Origin of the sequence: Fischerella sp. PCC 9605 (assembly GCF_000517105.1) — a bacterium.
In the GTDB taxonomy this organism is placed as follows: Bacteria; Cyanobacteriota; Cyanobacteriia; order Cyanobacteriales; family Nostocaceae; genus PCC9605.
The window spans coordinates 376335-396843 of sequence record NZ_KI912151.1 but is presented as its reverse complement, the minus strand read 5'-3'; the positions used below and the strand labels follow the sequence as shown (position 1 = coordinate 396843).

23 protein-coding genes and 1 tRNA gene are annotated in these 20509 nt (G+C 43.9%); 9 read left to right on the top strand and 15 right to left on the bottom strand.

Features of this window, described 5'->3' with window-relative positions:
• Positions 1-19: 19 nt before the first annotated feature.
• Positions 20-511, bottom strand: a complete 492-nt coding sequence (locus FIS9605_RS0126780; RefSeq protein ID WP_026735330.1) for a hypothetical protein — start codon at positions 509-511, stop codon at positions 20-22.
• A gap of 755 nt (positions 512-1266) precedes the next feature.
• Between FIS9605_RS0126780 and aroF the strand changes: the two genes are divergently transcribed.
• Positions 1267-2142, top strand: a complete 876-nt coding sequence (aroF, locus tag FIS9605_RS0126775) for a 3-deoxy-7-phosphoheptulonate synthase (RefSeq protein WP_026735329.1) — start codon at positions 1267-1269, stop codon at positions 2140-2142.
• An 88-nt stretch (positions 2143-2230) separates the two neighbouring features.
• Here the strand turns inward: aroF and FIS9605_RS0126770 are convergent, their stop codons facing one another.
• A complete protein-coding gene (locus tag FIS9605_RS0126770) occupies positions 2231-2515 on the bottom strand; it encodes an acylphosphatase (protein WP_035140263.1) in 285 nt (94 codons plus the stop codon).
• A 97-nt stretch (positions 2516-2612) separates the two neighbouring features.
• Entirely contained in the window at positions 2613-2918 is a 306-nt protein-coding gene (locus FIS9605_RS0126765) for a hypothetical protein (protein WP_026735327.1), read from the bottom strand.
• Between the two features lie 138 nt (positions 2919-3056).
• Here FIS9605_RS0126765 and FIS9605_RS0126760 point away from each other — a divergent pair, with 138 nt between their 5' ends.
• Positions 3057-3422: a DUF1823 family protein gene (locus FIS9605_RS0126760; RefSeq protein WP_026735326.1), complete on the top strand. Its 366-nt coding sequence runs from the start codon at positions 3057-3059 to the stop codon at positions 3420-3422.
• A gap of 231 nt (positions 3423-3653) precedes the next feature.
• Here the strand turns inward: FIS9605_RS0126760 and FIS9605_RS0126755 are convergent, their stop codons facing one another.
• Positions 3654-3848 (bottom strand): hypothetical protein, encoded by a 195-nt coding sequence (locus FIS9605_RS0126755; protein WP_026735325.1) that lies wholly within the window; start codon positions 3846-3848, stop codon positions 3654-3656.
• A gap of 124 nt (positions 3849-3972) precedes the next feature.
• On the opposite strand from FIS9605_RS0126755, the gene FIS9605_RS0126750 reads away from it, so the two are divergent.
• On the top strand, positions 3973-4341 hold the full coding sequence (locus FIS9605_RS0126750; protein WP_026735324.1) for a hypothetical protein: 369 nt from the start codon (positions 3973-3975) through the stop codon (positions 4339-4341).
• A gap of 148 nt (positions 4342-4489) precedes the next feature.
• Here the strand turns inward: FIS9605_RS0126750 and FIS9605_RS0126745 are convergent.
• A tRNA-Ser gene (locus tag FIS9605_RS0126745) sits at positions 4490-4576 on the bottom strand.
• Positions 4577-4659: 83 nt separating this feature from the next.
• Here FIS9605_RS0126745 and FIS9605_RS0126740 point away from each other — a divergent pair.
• Together FIS9605_RS0126740 and FIS9605_RS0126735 are read left to right on the top strand one after the other, a co-directional pair.
• Positions 4660-5028, top strand: coding sequence for a 2Fe-2S iron-sulfur cluster-binding protein (locus FIS9605_RS0126740; RefSeq protein ID WP_026735323.1), 369 nt, complete (start codon positions 4660-4662; stop codon positions 5026-5028).
• Positions 5029-5112: 84 nt separating this feature from the next.
• Positions 5113-5637, top strand: a complete 525-nt coding sequence (locus FIS9605_RS0126735) for a thermonuclease family protein (RefSeq protein WP_026735322.1) — start codon at positions 5113-5115, stop codon at positions 5635-5637.
• Between the two features lie 110 nt (positions 5638-5747).
• On the opposite strand, the gene FIS9605_RS0126730 is transcribed toward FIS9605_RS0126735, so the two are convergent.
• From FIS9605_RS0126730 to tnpA, 8 genes are all read right to left on the bottom strand, one after another.
• Complete coding sequence (locus FIS9605_RS0126730; protein ID WP_026735321.1) at positions 5748-6044, bottom strand: Mo-dependent nitrogenase C-terminal domain-containing protein; 297 nt, start codon at positions 6042-6044, stop codon at positions 5748-5750.
• Entirely contained in the window at positions 6041-6487 is a 447-nt protein-coding gene (locus FIS9605_RS0126725; RefSeq protein ID WP_231510476.1) for a hypothetical protein, read from the bottom strand. Before FIS9605_RS0126725 ends, FIS9605_RS0126730 begins: the two co-directional genes overlap by 4 nt.
• Before the next feature lie 252 nt (positions 6488-6739).
• A complete protein-coding gene (locus FIS9605_RS0126720) occupies positions 6740-7114 on the bottom strand; it encodes a response regulator (RefSeq protein WP_026735319.1) in 375 nt (124 codons plus the stop codon).
• A gap of 52 nt (positions 7115-7166) precedes the next feature.
• Positions 7167-10964, bottom strand: a complete 3798-nt coding sequence (locus tag FIS9605_RS0126715) for a PAS domain S-box protein (RefSeq protein WP_442854731.1) — start codon at positions 10962-10964, stop codon at positions 7167-7169.
• 122 nt (positions 10965-11086) lie between these two features.
• Positions 11087-13480: a response regulator gene (locus FIS9605_RS0126710; protein ID WP_026735317.1), complete on the bottom strand. Its 2394-nt coding sequence runs from the start codon at positions 13478-13480 to the stop codon at positions 11087-11089.
• Between the two features lie 29 nt (positions 13481-13509).
• Positions 13510-14199 carry an urease accessory protein UreF gene (locus FIS9605_RS0126705; RefSeq protein WP_026735316.1) on the bottom strand — a complete coding sequence of 230 codons (690 nt, stop codon included), beginning with the start codon at positions 14197-14199 and terminating at the stop codon, positions 13510-13512.
• Positions 14177-14620 carry an urease accessory protein UreE gene (ureE, locus tag FIS9605_RS0126700; protein ID WP_026735315.1) on the bottom strand — a complete coding sequence of 148 codons (444 nt, stop codon included), beginning with the start codon at positions 14618-14620 and terminating at the stop codon, positions 14177-14179. Before ureE ends, FIS9605_RS0126705 begins: the two co-directional genes overlap by 23 nt.
• A gap of 325 nt (positions 14621-14945) precedes the next feature.
• Positions 14946-15359 carry an IS200/IS605 family transposase gene (tnpA, locus tag FIS9605_RS0126695; protein ID WP_026735314.1) on the bottom strand — a complete coding sequence of 138 codons (414 nt, stop codon included), beginning with the start codon at positions 15357-15359 and terminating at the stop codon, positions 14946-14948.
• 28 nt (positions 15360-15387) lie between these two features.
• Here tnpA and FIS9605_RS0126690 point away from each other — a divergent pair, with 28 nt between their 5' ends.
• Positions 15388-16650 (top strand): RNA-guided endonuclease InsQ/TnpB family protein, encoded by a 1263-nt coding sequence (locus FIS9605_RS0126690; protein WP_035140262.1) that lies wholly within the window; start codon positions 15388-15390, stop codon positions 16648-16650.
• Between the two features lie 94 nt (positions 16651-16744).
• Here the strand turns inward: FIS9605_RS0126690 and FIS9605_RS0126685 are convergent, their stop codons facing one another.
• Together FIS9605_RS0126685 and FIS9605_RS41940 are read right to left on the bottom strand one after the other, a co-directional pair.
• The gene (locus tag FIS9605_RS0126685; RefSeq protein WP_026735312.1) at positions 16745-17668 is read right to left on the bottom strand and encodes a manganese catalase family protein; all 924 of its coding nucleotides are present in this window, start codon (positions 17666-17668) and stop codon (positions 16745-16747) included.
• A gap of 532 nt (positions 17669-18200) precedes the next feature.
• Positions 18201-18401 carry a hypothetical protein gene (locus FIS9605_RS41940; protein ID WP_231510504.1) on the bottom strand — a complete coding sequence of 67 codons (201 nt, stop codon included), beginning with the start codon at positions 18399-18401 and terminating at the stop codon, positions 18201-18203.
• Positions 18402-18428: 27 nt separating this feature from the next.
• Here FIS9605_RS41940 and FIS9605_RS45500 point away from each other — a divergent pair, with 27 nt between their 5' ends.
• From FIS9605_RS45500 to FIS9605_RS38320, 3 genes are all read left to right on the top strand, one after another.
• The gene (locus FIS9605_RS45500) at positions 18429-18704 is read left to right on the top strand and encodes a hypothetical protein (RefSeq protein ID WP_231510475.1); all 276 of its coding nucleotides are present in this window, start codon (positions 18429-18431) and stop codon (positions 18702-18704) included.
• A gap of 97 nt (positions 18705-18801) precedes the next feature.
• Positions 18802-20010: an HlyD family efflux transporter periplasmic adaptor subunit gene (locus FIS9605_RS0126670; protein ID WP_026735309.1), complete on the top strand. Its 1209-nt coding sequence runs from the start codon at positions 18802-18804 to the stop codon at positions 20008-20010.
• Between the two features lie 126 nt (positions 20011-20136).
• The coding region (locus tag FIS9605_RS38320; protein WP_197036151.1) for a site-specific integrase at positions 20137-20509 on the top strand (373 nt) is incomplete at its 3' end.

The window sequence follows — 20509 nt, the reverse complement described above, 5'->3', positions numbered from 1 at the left end:
TGTTTGCAAAATTCAGAGATCAGCGACCGATTAAACGCTGTCGCATAGCTCTAAAATATGCCCTAACTGGAATTTGATAAATTTCAATAAAAAGCCAAACAATAATTGCTAAATGCGAGAAAAAAGTTAATATTGTCCATATATATGGCACCCAAGATAAGGGGGCATCTGAATGTGGAGGAAAAATGTAAGCTACTATCCCAATCAAAGCAGTAGGGAGGAATATAAAAGCAACTGCTGCTAACACATAACTCCAACCAAATTCCACTCCTTCTAAATGAGCTTCTGTCCAATTAAAGCCATTCCAACGCCAAATTAAAGGAGGTTGCCTAGAAGGCATAACTAGTTGTTGTTGTTCTAAATTAACGGTAAAAATCTGATGGCAGAAGTCACAAGCCATTGCCTCCATCAAAGGCATATGAGCAATTTTACCAACATGACAAACTGGGCAGGGATAAACTCCTTTATAGTCAAAAGATGTGGCTAAAATTTTGGATTTGGAGCTATGCATAATACAAAAACTTGGAATCTGTCGAAAGTTAATCAATGCGATTGGTAATTGTTGGTGCTTGGTGGTAGATAGTTAGTAGTTAGTAGTTAGTAGTCCTACTAACTACTAACCACTAATCATTAACTAATATCTGCTAATCATTCACCACCCAAAAGGTTGTTTACTACAGTTATCTCACTCTCACTACTATGTCTGGCGACAAGCTGCTACGCATCTACACAAGTAAGCTACTCAGTCTCGAACACCAGATTTGTACTGAGTTTATCGTTTTTTGAGGGGTTGTGGGCAAGTCTGCTTGATTATCGAAATAGTACATAACAAGCAAATCGAACATTTTATACTTCATACTTGCACTTTCCCATATCTCTATTTCTCCTGCTTTCTCCGGAAAAGGGTATTGACGCAGTTCAAACCGTCTGTTATTGTCTTTGAGTATAGGTCTAAATTAACTTTTCCAGAAAAACCCCTCGCAGATGCTCAACTATAGTTCCTATTTCTATTTTTGGTTTAGGGTGGTTCACCGGGAGTGAATCTAGTTTCCTAATGGAAACCGCCCGGTGAACCGCAGAGCGAACTCTGCGGTTTTTGTTTTTTAAGGAGAATCTCATCGTCATGATCTATTTCAGTAGCTGGTTTTATGGCTTTTACTTTTGGCCCAGAATAAGTTCCGGGTAAATAGTGTTATGTCGATGAAACATCAACCACCCGGAACTTAACCAAGGTTCTGGGTTTTTTATTTTAAAGGAGAACAAATCATGATCAATGCCAAATTAGCCGCTAAATCTCATCTCCATCACCAAACCATTGTTAAACTTTCCGAACAAGTTTCCTTTGGTGGTATACAATTAGTGATAATCGGCGGGCCTTGCGCGGTTGAAAGCAAGGAACAAATGGAGACAGTCGCGCAGAAGCTATCTACTGCACCCGTGCAAGCGTTGCGTGGAGGTGTCTACAAACCCCGCACTTCTCCCTACGCCTTTCAGGGAATGGGAGAAGAAGGACTGAAAATTTTGGCAGGAGTACGATCGCGTTACAATATGCCAGTTGTAACTGAGGTAATGTCAATTTCTCAAATAGAAGCGATCGCCGCCCATGCTGATATGCTTCAAGTAGGTAGCCGCAACATGCAAAACTTCGATTTGCTCAAAGCTTTAGGACAAGCGGGTAAACCCATACTCCTCAAACGTGGTTTAGCGGCGACAATCGAAGAATTCATCATGGCAGCCGAATATATTTTAAGTAACGGTAATCCCGATGTGGTGCTGTGCGAACGGGGTATCCGCAGTTTCGATAACTATACCCGCAATGTGCTGGATTTAGGAGCAGTAGCAGCGCTTAAGCAAATTACTCACCTACCCGTGATTGTAGATCCTTCCCATGCAGTCGGTAAGCGGGAGTTAGTGGCACCTGTGGCTAAGGCTGCAATCGCCTGTGGTGCAGATGGTTTAATTATTGAGTGTCACCCAGAACCAGAACAATCTGTATCTGATGCACGTCAAGCACTGTCTTTAGAAGATATGGTTAGTTTAGTTAATAGCTTAAAACCAGTAGCAGCAGCAGTTGAGCGGAATATATCGGAAGAATTAGGGGTGGGTTTAGAACCTGCCCCTCTTTGTTTGTCTGCGGCTTAGAATTTATGCTTTTTTTAGCTGAGTAGCTGAAGTTTTTAGCTACTCGGCTGTTAGATCAAATAGGAAATCAAAAAATTTAACAAATGAGTTAGTCAACACGCCTAACTTCAAATCTTCTCAACCCTTCCGGTTCCTCAAACTCCACCACCACTTCTTTAACCATGGCTGCGGGTGGACCTTGATGACACCAGCGAATCATCTCTTCTACAACCTCCCGCACACCTTCAAACACTGCTTCAACGCGACCATCAGGGAGATTTCGCACCCAACCACTTAATCCTAACTGACTAGCTGTATCAACAGTGGCAAAGCGATAGCCTACGCCTTGGACTCTGCCAGAAATAAATACGTGGGCGCGGATTGACTGCGACATCTGTGTGAGACTCTGCATTGACAGGCATATTCTCTACGATTTCCAGTCTACCTGCTTTATGGACATACAACCCGGCTTTTAATTTAAACTCTGGATTTTAATCCCGGTCGTCATCCTCATCATCATCATCATCTTCGTCATCGCGATCGCGGTATCTGTATTCTCGATCTTCATCATCGCGATCGCGGTATCTGTATTCTCGATCTTCATCATCGCGATCGCGGTATCTGTACTCTCGATCTTCGTCGTCGCGATCGCGGTATCTGTATTCTCGATCTTCATCATCGCGATCGCGGTATCTGTATTCTCGATCTTCGTCATCGCGATCGCGATAGTCCCGGTCTTCATCACGTCGTCTCTGTTTGCCACCGATTATATTGCCGAACAAATCACCTAGTCCCATAATTTTTCTCCCTGTTGATTTGATAATCAGCTCAAAAAAAATGATTATTCTAGTAGTTTGTTTGATAGTTTTGGTGGATAACTCTTCCTATAGATGTAAATAGAAATATTTGAATTTTGAATGGCTTTTGAATTGCTTATGTCTAATTTGCCACCACTCAATACAGAAACCCTTTGGGCTATTCTCAACGAAGAAATTGATGACGCCACAGTTAATCAATTAGTATGGCACTGCTTAGGTTATCGCTACGACCCTGCAACGGCAAAATGGGACAATCAACAAGTGCCCTCCGATTGGCGAGATGAGTACCCAGAACCACCAGATTTTATTGATAGTCGCCCTGCAACAGTTAAGCTGACTCGTTCGATTCCTACAGAGAACAAACAAATACTAAAAGAAAAACTAGGTTTTAAAGGTTACAAAATTGGAGAATTTGGCCCTCGGCAAACTCGGAGAGCAACGGCAGCAAATTGGTTATTAAGTTATATGGAACAAAAAGAGTAGTTAGTAGGGGCGGGTTTGAATAGATATCTCGTCTTTTGAAGCTCAAAAGTTTGATAGCTAAACCCGCCCGTACGGTGGTTGGTGGTTGATTGCTAACTAAATTTTGGACTCAGCCAAAAACTGAACCCTCGTTATTGGCGATCGCACCACACGCAGTTGACTTTAGTTGCGATCGCCCTCAAATCGGATTTTAAATCTTACTGTCATCACTTCCCTAAACTTGCACAATGTCTAGGGATTTTCTTTTTTGTCTTTATCTAATGCTTCCTGAATCGCACGACGGCAGAATTCAGGAGGGTTATCTTTTTGCTGTACTTCATCTTTCATTTCTTTGGTAACACGCAAATGTATGTATTCACTTAATGGTTTATCTCTATCAGATTGAATTGGCTTAAGATTTTGCGGATTCCCTTTTGGATTAGGCATTGTGTATAAATATAAATTTAGTTTGATTCTTTGATATACAAAAGAATAGATTATTTTTATTGGTGGGTACTCTGACTCACAATCTGGATACCCACCAAGTCCCATTCAATGATGAGACAACTATATGATGACACGAGAGGATTTAGAAAATAAGACTCTAGCTGAACTTAAGCGGATAGCTTCGTTTTATGGTGTCATGCCAATTGGAGATATAGGAAGTAAAGATAGTTGGATGAAAGCATTAACCACTTTCCCACGTGCTGCTGTTGAGCAATTGCGTGATGGTAATGGATTAAAGTTCCCACAAGCACATCGACTTTACGATCTAGTATCACAAGCTTCTGATTTACTGGGTAGTCCAACTGATAGCCAGCTTGCACTCATACGCGCTACGGTACGCGGCGAGAAAATGAAAGATACAGTTGACCAATACTACCAGGAAAGATTATTTACCCTGTGGTTAGCTAAAAAGCTAACTTCTGGATGCAATTAGATTGCTGTAATAGACTGCGATTAGTCATCAGGTAGATACCTGATGACTTTTTATTTATAAGAGGTTAGATGATTCAACCAATTCAACCACTACTTACTACTGACAAAGTTAAAAACAATGGTTGAAATGCTTATGATATAAGCAAGAACGGAGAGAGAGGGATTCGAACCCTCGTTGAAGTTGCCCCCAAACAGCATTTCCAGTGCTGCGCCTTCAACCACTCGGCCATCTCTCCAGGCGTCACGATCTGCAATTGTACAATACAATTCAAGAAACTGCAATTAGATTCTATCAAAAAATTCCAAATCCAAAATAAACATGTCTCGGACATACACCATTACAGTTCACGATCGCGCTAAAGGTATAAAACACACCTTGGAAGTTCCTGATGACCGCTACATCCTGCATAGTTGTGAGAAACAAGGGAAAGAACTGCCATTTTCTTGCCGCAATGGTGCTTGCACCACTTGTGCAGTCAGGGTTCTCAAAGGAGAAATTTACCAACCAGAAGCAGTGGGACTATCGCTGGAGTTGCGTCAGCAAGGTTACGCGCTGTTGTGCGTAAGTTACGCCCGTTCTGACTTAGAAGTGGAGACACAAGACGAGGATGAAGTCTATGAACTTCAGTTTGGACGCTATTTTGGCAAGGGAAAAGTGCGGGCAGGTTTGCCGTTAGATGAAGAGTAAAGTTGTTAGTGGTTAGTAGTTAGTGGTTAGTGGTTAGTGGAAAATACAACTAATTACTAACTACTAACAAATGACTAATGACTAATGACTAAAATCGCAATTTTATTATCCTGCCTATTACTGCTGTTGGTTGGTTGTCAAACCCAAACAAAGTCCCCAGCAAACCCGCAGGTGCAGGTCAAAGTAGCACAGGTAGTGAGTGGGCAAACCCTAGAAGTCTTTGGGATGGGCGATCAATCCAATTTGATTTCTCAGGTGCGCTTGCTGGGGATTGACGCACCAGATTTACAGCAGCGTCCTTGGGGAAGTGCAGCAAAAGAACGCTTGCAAGCGCTGATTGAGGAACAACCAGTCATGTTGGAGTTTGATGTGGAAGGAAAAGATAAATTTGGGCGAATTCTGGCTTACGTGTGGAAAGATAAAGTGTTGTTGAATGAACAGTTAGTCAAAGAAGGTCAGGCGCTGTTTGTGGGGCGATCGCCCAACCACAAATATGACCAACGCTTAGAACGCGCCCAACAGTGGGCTAGACTTATGGAACTGGGCATTTGGAACCCAGAAAAACCCATGCGTTTAACTCCTTCTGAATTTCGCCGTCAAAATCGATAATTAGTTAACCGAAAGAGTTGTAAAAATACCTAAAATCCTTACCAATGACAAATGACAAATGACAAATAACGATCCTCACGAGTTAACTTGATTTATGCCAACTTAACTTATTAGCAATAAAGTGTTACATCTTCACCACACTCATCTGCTAAATAAGTTAAAGCTTTGAAACGCAGTTCAACTAATTGTTCGTAGAGAGGATTTAATTTACAAAGAGGTGGAATATAGAGAATAGTACGATTAAGGAATTTAATTTCTCGTTCAAAAGGACAACTGGCAGGAATAATTGTGCAGACCAATCGTGCGAATTCGTAATCTTCTATTTTTAGGGATTCAAGCCATTGACGGATTGGTCGTAATAGAACATTTACAACAGAGATTAAAGTTAAGGTAGTAATGGACATCATATTGTTAGTGAATGAATTTGTTGGGGAATTAGCAAGACTTTTTCAAGTAGGAGACTATCTGATTTGGAAGCATCTGCCATTAAAACGGCTCTCGCACATTCATTGAGCAAAATTTTTCCTTGTGAAGTAGTGCTGAAATCCTGACCCATCAAAAATCCTTTTTTGATGAGTTTTTTAATAGCAAATCTAGTCACTGATTCTAGCAAGTTCGTGTAAGGTTCCAAATTAGAGAAGTTTTCTAAAGTCCAGTGGAAAGTATCAGTATCTGTAGCAGATAATTCAAATATTGCTGCCGTTAAAAGAGATTCTGCATATTGAGTATCTAGAGTAATTTCTAGCTGTTCCACCCAATACTCTACTAGCTTTTTATCTTGAATCTTCAAAACATAGATGGTTCTTTCGAGGTGAAAATAGAATATTTCTAAATAATTCATGTTAGACATAATTACTATTCCTCGGGCAGAATATCTTTTACGGCAACGGCAACTTGTGTTACTTTACGAACAAAAGTTTTATCTTTTATTTAATTACGTTTCCCCTTTCTTCAGAGAAGAGGGATTAGGGTAGAGGTGAGTTTATACTCTACCCTAGAGTAAGTGCTATCAAGTTGGTGGTCTCTCAGTTGTCTTTAACTTTAAAACTGAAAAATGCAGATATTGTGGAGATGGAAAAAAGTTAGAAAAATTTTTTCAACTCTACCAGTCTAGAGCCGCCGCAATTTGAGCAGGCAATTTCATGGCTTTGAAAGGTTTGGTAATAATTGCTCGCACTCCCAGTTCGGCAAATCGCCGCTGTTCGGCAGCTTGCGTCTTTGCTGTCAGTAAAATTACGGGGATTGACTTGGTGTCTGGATTCGCTTGTAACGCTTTAAAGGTAGCGATTCCGTCCATATCGGGCATCATCACATCCAAGAGGATAACATCTGGCTGTTCGGCGGCCGCCTTAGCCACTCCCTCACTACCTGAAGCAGCAGTCGAGACTTGCCAAGCACCTACTGCTTTTAAGGAGAGTTCAGCCACCGCACGAATGTCATATTCATCATCAATGATGAGAATGTGTCTCGTGGTCATATCTGGTCTACCTGTAGACTAGTATTTTGTGTTGAGTTTTGAATAAAAACTCCTAACTCTCTTCACTCTTACCGTGAATCATCCGGTTGAGTAAGTTAATTACCCGCTGTTCAAATTCCTGCGGGGTAATGCGTCCTTTGGTGAGAAATAGGGTTTGCCCCAATCTTAATCGTTCGCGATCGCTCTCATCTAGGTCGCGCGCCGTGTACACAACTAACGGCACTTGGCACAGGCGGTTATGCTGCCGCAGCCAATCCACGACGGCAAAACCATCACATTCTGGCAGTCCTAAATCCAGTACCAACAAATCAGGAATGACATTCTGGCTTACTTGTATAGCTTTCCGTCCAGTTTGGGCATAAAAGGTGACAATGCCGTGGCTATTGAACATAGCAATCAGTACCTGTGCCAAATCTTGGTCGTCTTCTATAATCAGTACTTTGATAGTTTGATTTTGTTTAGCAGTAGCTTTTTCCAAAGCTTGGCACAATAGCTTGAAGTCTGGAGGCTTGATAATCCAGTCACTCACACCCTCCGGAAGACTTTGAATGGTATCGGGTAACAAACCACTAAGGATAATCACTGGGATGTTTTGAGTCTGTGGCTGCTGTTTGAGAATTGCCAGAGTTTCCCAACCATCCATACCGGGCATCCTCAAATTGAGAATAATTGCATCAGGCTGGTTTGCCGTTGCTTGTTCTACTGCCTCTTGTCCCGATGCCACTGTTAGAACTCGGTAGCCCTGCCTTTCTAGCGTGGCTTGCACCACAACCCGAACAGAGGGATCGTCATCACACTCTAGTATTAGGGGAGGGAGTGGGGGAGTGGAGGAGTGGGAGAGTGGGGGAGTAATTTTGAATTTTGAATTTTGAATTTTGAATTGTTCATTTCCCCCCTCTCCCTCTCTCCCTCTCTCCCCCTCCTCTTCTGAGAGGATTGGCAAAGTAAAAAAGAAAGTACTGCCTTCTCCCAATGTGCTTTCAGCCCAGATTTGCCCGCCATGATGCTGCAAGATGCTGCGACAAATAGCTAGACCCAAACCCGTTCCCCCTTTCTGACGGGAGTCGGAGGCATCAACTTGTCCAAAACGCTCAAAGATAGATTCTAGCTTGTCAGCTGGGATGCCGCGTCCTTGATCGCGAACTGTGAATAATACGGTGGGGGAGTGGAGGAGTGGGGGAGTGGAGGAGTGGGGGAGTGGAGGAGTGGGGTAAGTAAGTGAAAAATTGCTCTTTCCCTCCCTCTCCCCCTCTCCCCCTCTCCCTCTCTCCCTCTCCTGAATTTCTGCGCTCAACCAAACCGTAGAACCGATCGGCGAAAATTTAATGGCATTGCTGAGTAAGTTGGTGAGTACCTGGATAATGCGATCGGGGTCAGCCCAGAGGCGAGTTGATACGGGAGAAACTGATAATGTCACCTCTGCTTGTTCTGCTATTTCCTCCACAACCTCTGCTGACTGGATCATCAAGTCGGCTGCATCACAGGTTTGCTTAGTCATTTGTACCTTCCCCGACTCGATGCGTTCGATATCGAGGATGTCATTGATCAGACGCACCAGCCGATCCGTGTTATTGGCAGCAATATTTAACATCCGTTGAGCATCTTCAGGCTCGTTTTGCAAGATTCCACTTGCCAGCAAATCCAAGGCACCAGAAATGGAAGTCAGAGGTGTTCGCAATTCGTGGCTGACTACTGAAATAAATTCATCCTTAAGGCGTTCAACTTCCCGGCGATCGCTAATATCCTTCATGAAGCAATAATGCCCGATGAATTGTTCCTGGTCGTAGGCTTTGACCATCACCACTTGTTTATCAAAAACCGAACCGTCTTTCCGCACAGCCCTAGCTTCCACTTCCGCCTTGCCGTTGCTGAGCATTTGTTGGTAGGCAGAGCTCAACTTCTCCTTGTCCTCTGGATGAACTGTCAGCTGCCATTCCATACCAATCAATTCTTCGCTTTGATAACCAACCATGCTGGCATATGCTGGGTTCACCTTGAGATAACGTCCCTGTCTATCTAACTGTGAAATCCCCTCTACTGCACTTTCCAGCGCCTTGCTAAGGTGGCGAAGTTCTTCTTCTGCTCGCTTGCGTGCTGTAATATCCTCGAAAAGATAAAGACGCCCAAAGTATCTATCGTCCTCGTCGCGGATTTGGGAGGAAAAACGCCGGACGATTCGCCCATCGACAAAGGGAATTTCATCTTCAATAATTCCACGATTTTCCTCGCTTTGTAGGGGTTTGCACGATTCAGCAAACGCTGGCACATCTGCCACAACAGACAGACAATCAGGAATAATATCGTTATTTTTGAGTTCGCCACGCTGCATTCGTTCTTCCAGATGTTCAAGACCCCAAATTTCGCAGAAGCGGTGGTTGAAGTAGAGTATGGCGTCGGTGCGGTTGTCTACAACATAAAACGCCAATGGTGAAGCATTAGCCATTGAGCGCAACAAAGCCTCTTTCCAACGCAGTTCTTGTTCTGACTGCTTGCGATCGCTGATGTCCTCAACTATGTAGGAAAATCGCGGACGGCTACTACTGCTATCGCTGCTAATTGCCGCAACCGTGGCTGAAAGCCATCTGTTCCCCGTAGAAGTCTCGTGAGCATATTCAAAGCGAACCGGAGAGTGGGTGTGTTCGGCTTGGTGGTAATGCTCAATCCACAGGCTTATATACTTTTGGGGCAAACCCATTTCGCTTGCTAGTTGATTCTGCATTGCTTCTGGCGTTCGTCTAAAAAGCTTCCCAGTGGCAACGTTATCAGAAATATGCAGGATGTCATCATCCACCACTTCAACCACTCCCATCATCATCGGTGCGCTATCAAAGAAACTGCGGAGGGTGGCTTCACTCTGTCGCAGTGCTTCTTCTGCTCGTTTGCGATCGGTAATGTCGCTGCCAATGCCAAGAAACCCCGTGATATTATTTTCTGCGTCACGCAAAGCCGTGACTGATAGTAGTACGGGGAAGTGGGAACCATCTTTGCGAATGTAAGACCATTCGCGCTCGTCTACTTGCCCACGTCGTGCTCTAGCAACAAACGCCTCAAACCCAGGCTTAATCGTCACACCCAGTTCCTGGGATAATTCTTGCGCCGCTTTCACAACTTCATCCGAGTCGTGGATAAGCACCGGAGTTGTTTTCCCAACCACCTCTTGGGCAGAATATCCTAAGCATCGTTCCGCAGCTGCATTAAATGTGAGGATGATGCCGTCTTCTGTAGTGGAAATAATCGTGTAGTTGGCACTATCCAAAATCGCCCGTTGCAGTGTTGTAGTATCCCGCAATGCTGCCTCTGCTCGCTGGCGATCGGCAATTTCCGCCTGCAATGCTGTATTAGCTGTTAATAGCTCTGCTGTTCGTTCTTGAACTCGGATTTCTAACTCATCATGTGCTTTGCGTAATGCTGCCTCTGCTTGTTGGCGAGCGGTGATTTCCTGTTGCAGTTTTTGATTAGCTGCTTCTAACTGCGCTGTACTGGGTATTTGCAGTGCTGTAGGCACTAACTCTACCAGTACGAGCGCTGTGTACACTGAAACTATCGCTGTAATGGCTTTTATTGACCCGGATAGCCAATAGGTTGGATACCAAAGTGTCCAAACTGCCATCAGATGAGTCGTGCCACAAGCAATGATAAAGGCTCCAAACAAAAGAAAGATGCTTTTGAAGGGAACATCTTTGCGCTTGTGGACGAAATAGAGCAATGTCACGGGAATTGAGTAATATGACAGGGCAATTAAGGAATCTGACAACAGATGCAACCACACCAACCCTGGATTCCAGAGATAACAATGCCCGTGGGGGATAAAGGGGCTTGAGGTTAAAAAGGCGTGTAATAATTCAAACATATAGGCTCCGAATGAATTATGAATTATGAATTATGAATTATGAAATTTTTTAGGATTCAGCATTCATCATTCATAATTTTCACCAATCCCCAATCCCCAATTTTGGTGTATGTAGTTCATGTTTAATTACTCAGCACCCGGTTTCTTCCCGCTGCCTTTGCCTGGCCAAGGACTGCATCAGCAGCCTGGTAGAGTGCCTGGAGATTGGCTCCATCTTGAGGATACTCGACAACTGCCGCACTGAAGGTAGCGTGAAACTTCGGGTCGTTGGTAGCCGTAAACTCAATCTGACACAATCTCTTGAGAACTTCCAAAACCCGCCGCACCCCATCACTTTTGCTCATTCCCGCCATCCCCACCACAAATTCCGTACCTCCCCAGCGACCGACTACATCTTGGCTGTGGAAATTCTGCCGCAACAGTTCCCCCAGTTGGGATAACACGCGATCGCCAACAGTATGACCGTACTGGTGGTTAATTTGCTTCAGGTTGTCCAGATCGGCAATGGCGAAGCAGAAGGGTTGATGGTGGCGATCGCTCCACTCAAGACACCGATTGAGTTCTTGGGTGGACTTGCGGCGATTGGCAACGAAGGTGAGGGGATCGATTTCTGCCAGATTCCGCAACCAGCGCGATCGCTCTAGGCGATTAAAGATCCGAGTAATTAGTTCTGGTTCGACAATTGGCTTGCTGATGTAGTCATCAGCACCTGCTGCAAAGATCTGTTGTCTGGTCGCAGTATCGCTGTGAGCAGTGAGAAACAAGATGGGCAGTCCGCTCCACTGCGGCTCGTTGCGAGCAACTTGGCATAATTCTATACCGCTTATCACCGGCATTTCCACATCTAAAATCAGCAGTTCCGGTTGAGCAACTGCTATTGCCTCCAAGAATCGGAGGGGATTCTCTAGCGTGTAAACCTTCAGCCCCCAAGGCGGGAGTAAAGTCTGGAGAGCGTTCAATATCTCTGGGTCGTCATCTACAACCATCACCTTTGCCTCAGTTGAGCGGGTGCGTTGTAAGATTTGATTCACGGTTTCCAGTACTGCGATTGGGGAAACAGGCTTCTGTAAAACTGCCCGTCCACCCAAACGAGCGACTTTTACCCGATCGAGCAAATTGTCTTGTTCTGTAAGAACTATAACTGGTACTGGGGGAGTACGAGCGCTGAGTTCTGCTAGCAAAGCTAGAGCATTTTCCGTGCTGTCACTAGCACAAAGGTCAAGTAGCACGACATCAGGGTCATTGTCAGCAATCAACTCCTTAGCGGCGATCGCATCTGGGGCAATTTGCGTTCTCATTCCCCAGCTATTCGTCTCTCTCACCAACGCCTCAACTAATTCCCGATCCTGGTTAACAATCAACAGCAACGGATTTTCATTCGCCAGTTGATTAACTGACAGCAGTCCCGGCTTATACTTAGAGTTCAACAGTTGCAGTTCTTGGTCTAATGCCACAACTAATTGCGAGAGATCCTGTTTTGCTGTTGGCTCCAACTTAGTACCATTTTCCAATAGAGATTCTATTTCTTGAGCCAGATGAGAACCTTCATCCGAGCCAAACATCCCTAGAGAACCAACTAATTTGTGAGCCTCTTGCTTTGCTTTTGACCGTATTTCCTCACTTAACTTACTTTCTAGCAGCATAGTAGAGGCTTGCTTAATTGCAGCAACTCGTTCTTCGAGTTTCTGTACTACCTCCTCCCAGACTTTATTGACTCCACTCGCAACCTGATTTTGGATTTTGGATTTTGGATTTTGGATTTTGGATTGGGATTTTTCCTCTGTGCGCCTCCCCCTCTCCCCCTCTCCCCCTCTCCCCTTCTTCTTCTCTCCCTCTCCTTTTTGGGTTGGCTTGAGTCGATATCCTATACCATAAACTGTCTCAATTGGATCGTCTGCAATTCTCGCCGCTTTCAGTTTCTGCCGTAACCCTTTCATGTGGGATCTAACTGTATCTTCTGTGGGTGGTTCTTCAAATGACCACAGATGGTCTATTAACGCACTACAGCTAAAGATCCGGTGAGTGTTGCGGAGAAAAAGTTCGAGTAAACCGTATTCTTTGGGAGTCAAATGCAGGAGTTTTCCATCGCAGGTGACTTCGCAAGTGCTGGGGTCAAGTCGCAGGTTTTTCCACTCCAACAGAGGTGGCAAAGCTGATCCACCCCGACGTAATAAAGCACGGATGCGCGCCAACAACTCCTGAAAATCAAAAGGCTTGGCAAGATAATCATCCGCACCAGCATCTAAACCCATGACCTTATTCGTGCTGGTGTCTTGGGCAGTTAACAACAGAATTGGCGTTTGATTGCCACTCGTTCGCAAACGCCGACAGAGGCTAATCCCGTCAAGCTTGGGCAGCATTATATCCAGCAGAATCAAGCTATAGGAAAATAACTCTGCCAAATCCCAACCTTCTTGACCATCTTTAGCAACATCAACGGTATAGTGATTGTTTGTCAGTGATTTGGCAAGCGATTCAGCAATAACTTCATCATCTTCAACTAATAAAATTCTCATAGCGGCTGTTGACCGCAAATGATTAAAAATTAACTCCTAAATAATCTAGTATACAACGTTTCGTGTCTCATACTTGCCAACGACAAACCCCAACTGCAACAACTCAGATCATCATCCTCCAAACTGAGAATTTGGACTGACGTAGCACTCAGTAAAGGTTGTATTTCTAACAACAACCGCTGTCCTGAAGTTTGGCCAAGGGGAATAAGTTTGACTCCAGCAGTAATCAAATTGCTTGCCCAACTATGCAGATACCCCAGCACAGCCGCTTGGATATTTATTTGCCAATAGGCAGCAGCAATACCAAAAGCGATCGCATAATTGCAAGAATTACCAACAGCATTGACAATGGGCGCGATTTGTGGTTTTAACTCTACCAGCAGTTTTGCTAGCGATCGCCCCATCCCCAAGCTAGAAGCGCGTAGTTCTTCTGTTTCCCTAGCCGCCGACAACCAACTATTCCAAGCAGATAAAGTCTGGAAATCCCCCGCCAGAACCGATCGATATGCGCGTACCATCACAGCTGCTTCTAAGCGAATAGCCCCATAGCGCAGTTCCATTTCTAGCCAATGCTTGAGGTTTTCTGGATGAGCGATCGCCTCATCCTCAACCAAAGTTTCTAAACCTTCAGAATAGCTATATCCTCCCACAGGTAAAGCCGGGCTAGCCAGTTGCAAAAGACACAAAAGATTGCTATCAGTGAGCATGATTGTGTCCATAGGCACCTGTTTCTGGCTGAAAAGGTAAAATTTCCTCTTTAACTTCTAGCCCCAATTGTTCCAGCATTGTGCGTAAAACAGGATCGGGAGATAATCGTAAATAAGTAGCTGTAATTTCTATTGGTACATGACGATTTCCCAAATGATATGCCGCCCTAAGTAAATCTAGATGTGTTTGGGCAGTTACAGTTAAAACTGGTTCTGGTTTAGCAATAATTCTGACTACATTACCAGTCGTTTCATCTTCGAGAATATCCCCATCCCGCAGCACCGTACCTCTGGGTAAACGCAAAAACACAACTTGCCCATCTTCCGTTTCAAAACGATAACGACTGCGGGTGCGTTCTTCTGCTGTGAGAGCCAAAGTTAATGTTATTGCTGCATTAGCATTTGGTGGTTTTCTCTGGGTGAATGTCAGCATCAACAATTAAAGATTGTAAGTAGATCAACCAAATTAAATGTAAAATCCACCCTGTAATAACCACGACTTCTGGTAAGAAGTCGGGGATCTGTCTTTTTAATTTAGATCAAGATAATTAAACGTGAAATATCTTGTATTTTATACGGGCGGGCAGGATGCTCACCCCACAATATTATTAAAGTTCTTGTGGGGTGGGCTTCTTCTAGCCCGCCCCGTTTTTAGTTTATTTATGCCTTTCTACTTATTTGATGAATTTTAAACTCCTGCGCTTGTGTTTTGAACACTTCGCGGCAATCCCCTCCCTCAGCTTCAGCTCTTAGGGGTATCACCCTCGACTGTGGGATTGGATGTATTCCTCAAGAATCTTAAGAGGTGCGCCTCCAGCGGAGCGAATATAAAGTTGGTCGCCCCACAGTCCCTTGCTCNAATTTTTAAAGTGAGGTCTTAACTCAGATTCAAATTCTTTGCGAAGAATACGGCTTGTTGCAGATTTGATTGACCCCAATAACGTTGAGATGTTGTTGCTTGGGTGGATGTCTAACAGCAAGTGGATGTGATTACTCTCACCCTTGCATTCCAGCAAAATACACTTGTTCTTTACCAACACATTGGCTGCAACCTCTTNGAAGCGTTCAGCCATTTTTTGTGTCAGGCATTCTCGACGGTAAGCCGTGACAAAGTAGGTGTGCAACTGGATAGAGAAAACGCAGTGTGCTCCTTTACGATAAATGGTTGTCATCCGTTCGACTGATTGATATAATCTCCTCATGGTAACAACACGGCGTATCACATTCAAGCTCTATCCAAATCGTCAGCAAGAGAAGACACTTCACTACTGGCGGAAGCTTCACTGTGCTTTGTATAACGCTGCTGTGTATAACAGAAAGACCCAATATCAAAAGTTTGGTCACTCTGTTAATTACCTAGAACAACAAAACTGTCTACCCGAATTCAAGGAAGTATGGACAGAGTATAAGCCGTTGGGTTCTCATGCTCTGCAAGCTACTTTAAAGCGGGTAGACTTTGCATTTTCGAGATTTTTTAAAGGCTTAGGAGGATACCCAAAATTTAAAGCGTCCTGTCGCTATGGGGGATGGACTTACCCATGCAAGGCAGGTTGGAAATCTGAGACAGATGGGAAAAACGGGCATCTGAATATTACCAACCTGGGTAAGATTCAAATGCGAGGAAAGGCAAGAAATTGGGGGCTTCCAACAACTTGCACCATCATGTTCCGCAATGGCGCATGGTTTGCTTCCATCACTGTTCAATGCAGCCCTAGTCGCGAGACGGGAGCCGAGTCTGTTGGTATCGACTTAGGCTGTAAAGATGCTGTCACTCTTTCTACTGGCGAGAAGATAGCTAAACCTGACTTCATCAAAGAAGGACAACAGAAAGTTAAGGTAGCATCTAAAAAATTGCGACGTAAGCGTTCACCATTACGAAACAAAAAGGTAAAAGGCTCACGGCGCTGGAAACGTGAACGGCAAAAAGCTTCAAAGCTTCAGAGGAAAGTAGCAAGACAAACAGAAGATTGGTTGCACAAAACTACCAGCAACATAGTTAGCGGTAATAGCCTAGTTGCGGGTGAGAAGTTAAACGTTAAGGGGATGACAGCCAAAGCTAAGAAAGGGAAGCCCAAAGCCCAAAAAGCAGGGATTAACCGTTCCATCTTAGATGTTGGCTTCGGCATGATTGGACAAATGCTTGAGTATAAATTAGCTGAGGCAGGTGGCTTCTATGTAGAGTCTCCGACTCAAACACTCAAGCCAACTCAACGCTGTAGTAAATGTTGGGAATTAACGCCTAAAACATTAGCTGACAGAGTTCACTTTTGTTCTAATCCTAGCTGCAACCACACCGAAGATAGAGACGTTAATGCCGCTCAAGTCAATATCGCTTGGGCAAGGGGGCAGGAACTGTCCTCTATACACGCGGAGTCGCCTAGCTCTACCCCATGCGGAAGTATGCGGCAACTAGGGGCGTTGAGGCGTGAGAAACTCCGGGTTCAGCGAAGCAACCCGGAGTAGTTCATAGAAAAATGACACGCCCTTCATGGTACGTGCCAGATAGTAGGATGTTATCGTTTGGAGTAACAGCCAAACAAACTTGAGAGCGTCAATATTAACCAATAATAATTGTGCCATCTGAAGAAGCTTGTCTAGGACTGTTTAGCCCCTCTCTAGCTACAGAAGTGCCGTGCAGTCGGGGATCGGGTTGGGGTGGATGGGGTTCTGGACCCAACGGCTGAGGATTTTCAACATACTGAAATTCCCCTTTGCCATCTGGAGAAGAACCTTTTGCCCAGCGACCTTCGGAACTTTCGGTACCTTCAGAGTGATTCCAGAACTGGTAGGCAAACTCGCGTTTCTCCAACTCCAACGGGAAGGAACTGGGAACAGGTGTTGTTTCGAGTCCAGATTGTTCCAGATCCTGAATGGCTGCTAACCATTGGTTTTGATGCATGGTATCACGGGCAATCATGAAACTCAGGGTATCTTTAACTCCTGGGTCGTTGCTCATTTCATACAACCGTACCGCTTGCAAGCGTCCTTGAGATTCAGCATGAAGATTGGAGCGGAAATCAGCTAATAAGTTACCACTAGCGACAATAAAGCGACCATTCCAGGGGAAACCAACACTATCAGCTGGCATAGCACCCAACCCAGACACAATAGCATGTTGGGGGTTCATAGCTGCCCCCATGATATCCGTAATCACATCGCGTGGGTTAGTACCACCCATAGCTGCGCCCACCACTGGATCTTTTGCACCATCTTCTTGCATTTTGATGGGTGCCTTATCCAGCAGGTGAGCAATCATTGTGGCAAGCATCTCAATGTGGCCGATTTCCTCAGTACCGATGTCGAGAAGCATATCTCGATATTTCGCAGGGCCTCGACAGTTCCAACCTTGAAACAGGTACTGCATCATCACGGTCATTTCACCAAAGGTGCCACCGATGAGTTCTTGAATTTTCTTCGCGTAGACCGGGTCTGGTTTTTCGGGCGGTTTAAAATACTGTAGCTTCTTAGTGTGATAAAACATTAGTGTTCCTCGTGAATGGAATAGGGGTTGGCACAAATTCGGATTTTCTGGATTTTTCTGATATTTGTGTCGCCCCTTTCTCCTAGGAAACTCACTATATGTTTTTTCTACATCAGCCTATAGTCAAATAACAAGAATACCTATTTTTATAGGTGTATTGGTTGATTCATCCTCCTATTGATTATTGTTGTTCTCGCTTTCATCAAGTCGGAGATAAAAAACCTAAAGACCATGATTTGACAAGTTAAGTACGGCTTATAGCCCCCTTTTTAAGAGCAGGACTGTTTATTCTAAAAAGGAAAAAAGTAATTTAATATCATGGGCGCAATGTCATATTGCTCGCTGTTGAGTTAGGCGATCGCTAACTCGATCTATGGTTGTATTGGTACTGGTTGGTTGAGACAGTTGGATCCTAAATTCCGCAGGTCTATCAGGTTAACAGATAATATTTTCTGCAAGGAGCGCCGAGAAACTGGAGAATCCAACGCCGTTCATCAGTAAGATTAGCAATCTGTTTAACGGGGCGCGATCGTTACCAGATGAATGGGCATAAAACATTGAAAGACCCAACGTAATAGTAAAAACTAGCTGCCAGTCCTGCGATGCGATTGGGTTTGATATGAAGATAACTTTGGACTGGATAAAGACTACCAGCAGAAGGATAGCGATATTTGGGTAAAGGAGAGCCATCTAGCTGCATTTGTCGCAGACAGTCAAGAAATTGGCTAAACAGTTCTAACGAAATTGGTTCATCTTGGAAGTGACGATAACTCTGACGCTTGCTAGGTCATTAGGACGACAGACTCGTTACTTAATTGCTAACGAAATGACAACGATGCTAGATCTCAACACCCAAGCTTTGATTTGGCAGGCTGTCATTGATTACACCCGCAAAAGTGAAATAGGTATTTTGGTTATCAGCCATGACTTCTGGTTGCTCAAGCTTATGTACGGCTTTTTTTTCATGTATAAGGTATTTTCGTTTTTGGGAATACTAATAACTAAAGGTTACACGTCATATCTTAGATTTACTTAGGTGAAAAGTTGTATGAAGCAAGTTAGGGATTTTAACCAGAAATTTCTGATTAACTAAAACCGACATTTTGTAATCAAAGATTTAATTGGTAAAGATAATGACCAAAATTGAACCCAGGCAAGCTAAATTGATACTGAACATGAAATTGATCGGTTCAATTTTATCTATTGTTGTTGCTATTAGTATTATTGTTGCTGTTAATTCACGTAGGTACTTAAGCACCAACCAGAACACCCTACAAGAAACCTCAAGTAATGAGCAGACTATAAGTCGTGTAACAGCTTTGGGACGCTTAGAACCTCAAGGAGATATTATTCATCTGTCTGCTCCAGTCTCTAACCAGCGTTTAGCTGAACTGCTTGTGAACGAAGGCGATCAAGTTAGAGCAGGTCAAATCATTGCGATTATGGACAACTTGAATCAGTATAAAGCGATTGTAGAAAATGCCAAAGCTAAAGTGAGTGTAGCGCGATCGCGTTTAGCTCAGGTGCAGGCTGGTGAGGAGTTTGGTCAAATTGAAGCTCAACGCAAGAAAGTTGCAGAAATGGAAGCTCAATTAGTTGAGGGCGTAAAGGTACAAACATCTGTGATTGCCCGTCAGGAAGTGGAACTACACAAAGCCAAAAATGACTATGAACGATACAAGACTCTGTTGCAAGAAGGAGCTGTTTCCATAGCCGACACTGAAACTAGACGTTTGCAAGTAGAGATTGAGAAACAAAGATTGGAGGAAGCAAAAGCAAACTTGAGCGAACAAGTTAGTACGGGTAAGGAACGTGTGAAAGCGTCTCAAGCAACTCTGGAAAGTCTTAATCATGTTAAGCCAACGGATATCTTAGTAGCCAAAGCAGAGTTGAATGAGTCTTTGTCTCAATTGCGAAAAGCAGAAGTTGACCTGGAATCTACCTATGTAAAAGCACCCGTGGCAGGGCAAATCTTGAGTATTAACGCTAAAGTCGGTGAAGTTGTGGGTAGTGGTGGTATTGTTGACATTGGACAAACACAGCAGATGTATGTTGTCTCAGAAGTTTACGAAAGCGATATTCAATACGTGAAGGTAGGTCAGGAAGCAACAATAGTTAGCGAGTATGGCGGATTCACTGGAGAAATTAAAGGAGTTGTCGATCGCATTGGATTGCAAATTGATCGGCCAGAAATTGTTAATGACGATCCCTCTGCCAAAGCAGATGTCAGGATCGTGAAAGTGAAAATTCGCCTCCATTCCCATGACAGCGAACGGGTGAGAACTCTCAATAAGCTACAAGTAAGAGCATCAATTCAAGTTCAGTCAATAACCCACCACTGAACGGAGTACTTATCTATAACTCATAAATAATCTTACACAACAACAACAACGATTATTTATTGAGTCTTTTCTATTAAGCTGTATTAATTCCAAACATATCCTTTACACAACGTATATAATGATGATATGTTAATTCAGAAAGGTCAAATCCCAGATTCAAATCGCCCAATTTGGATTGTGCTGGATGATAACTATCTCCCTGTTGAGCCAATCCAAAAATACCTGCGGTACTTGGACAGTCTAGAGAAGTCGCCCAACACAATTAGAGTTTACGCTAATAACCTCAAGCTATTTTGGGAATTTTTACGGGACAAAAAGCTTGACTGGAAAGAAGTAAATCTTGAGCAGATGTCAGATTTTATTCACTGGCTGAGAAGTCCCGACCCAGGAGTAATATCCATGCATCCGCAGGTATCTAAGCGAGCAGAAAAAACAATTAATCATGCTCTTACGACTGTTTGTAGCTTTTATGAGTTTCAAGAGCATTTAGGAATAACTG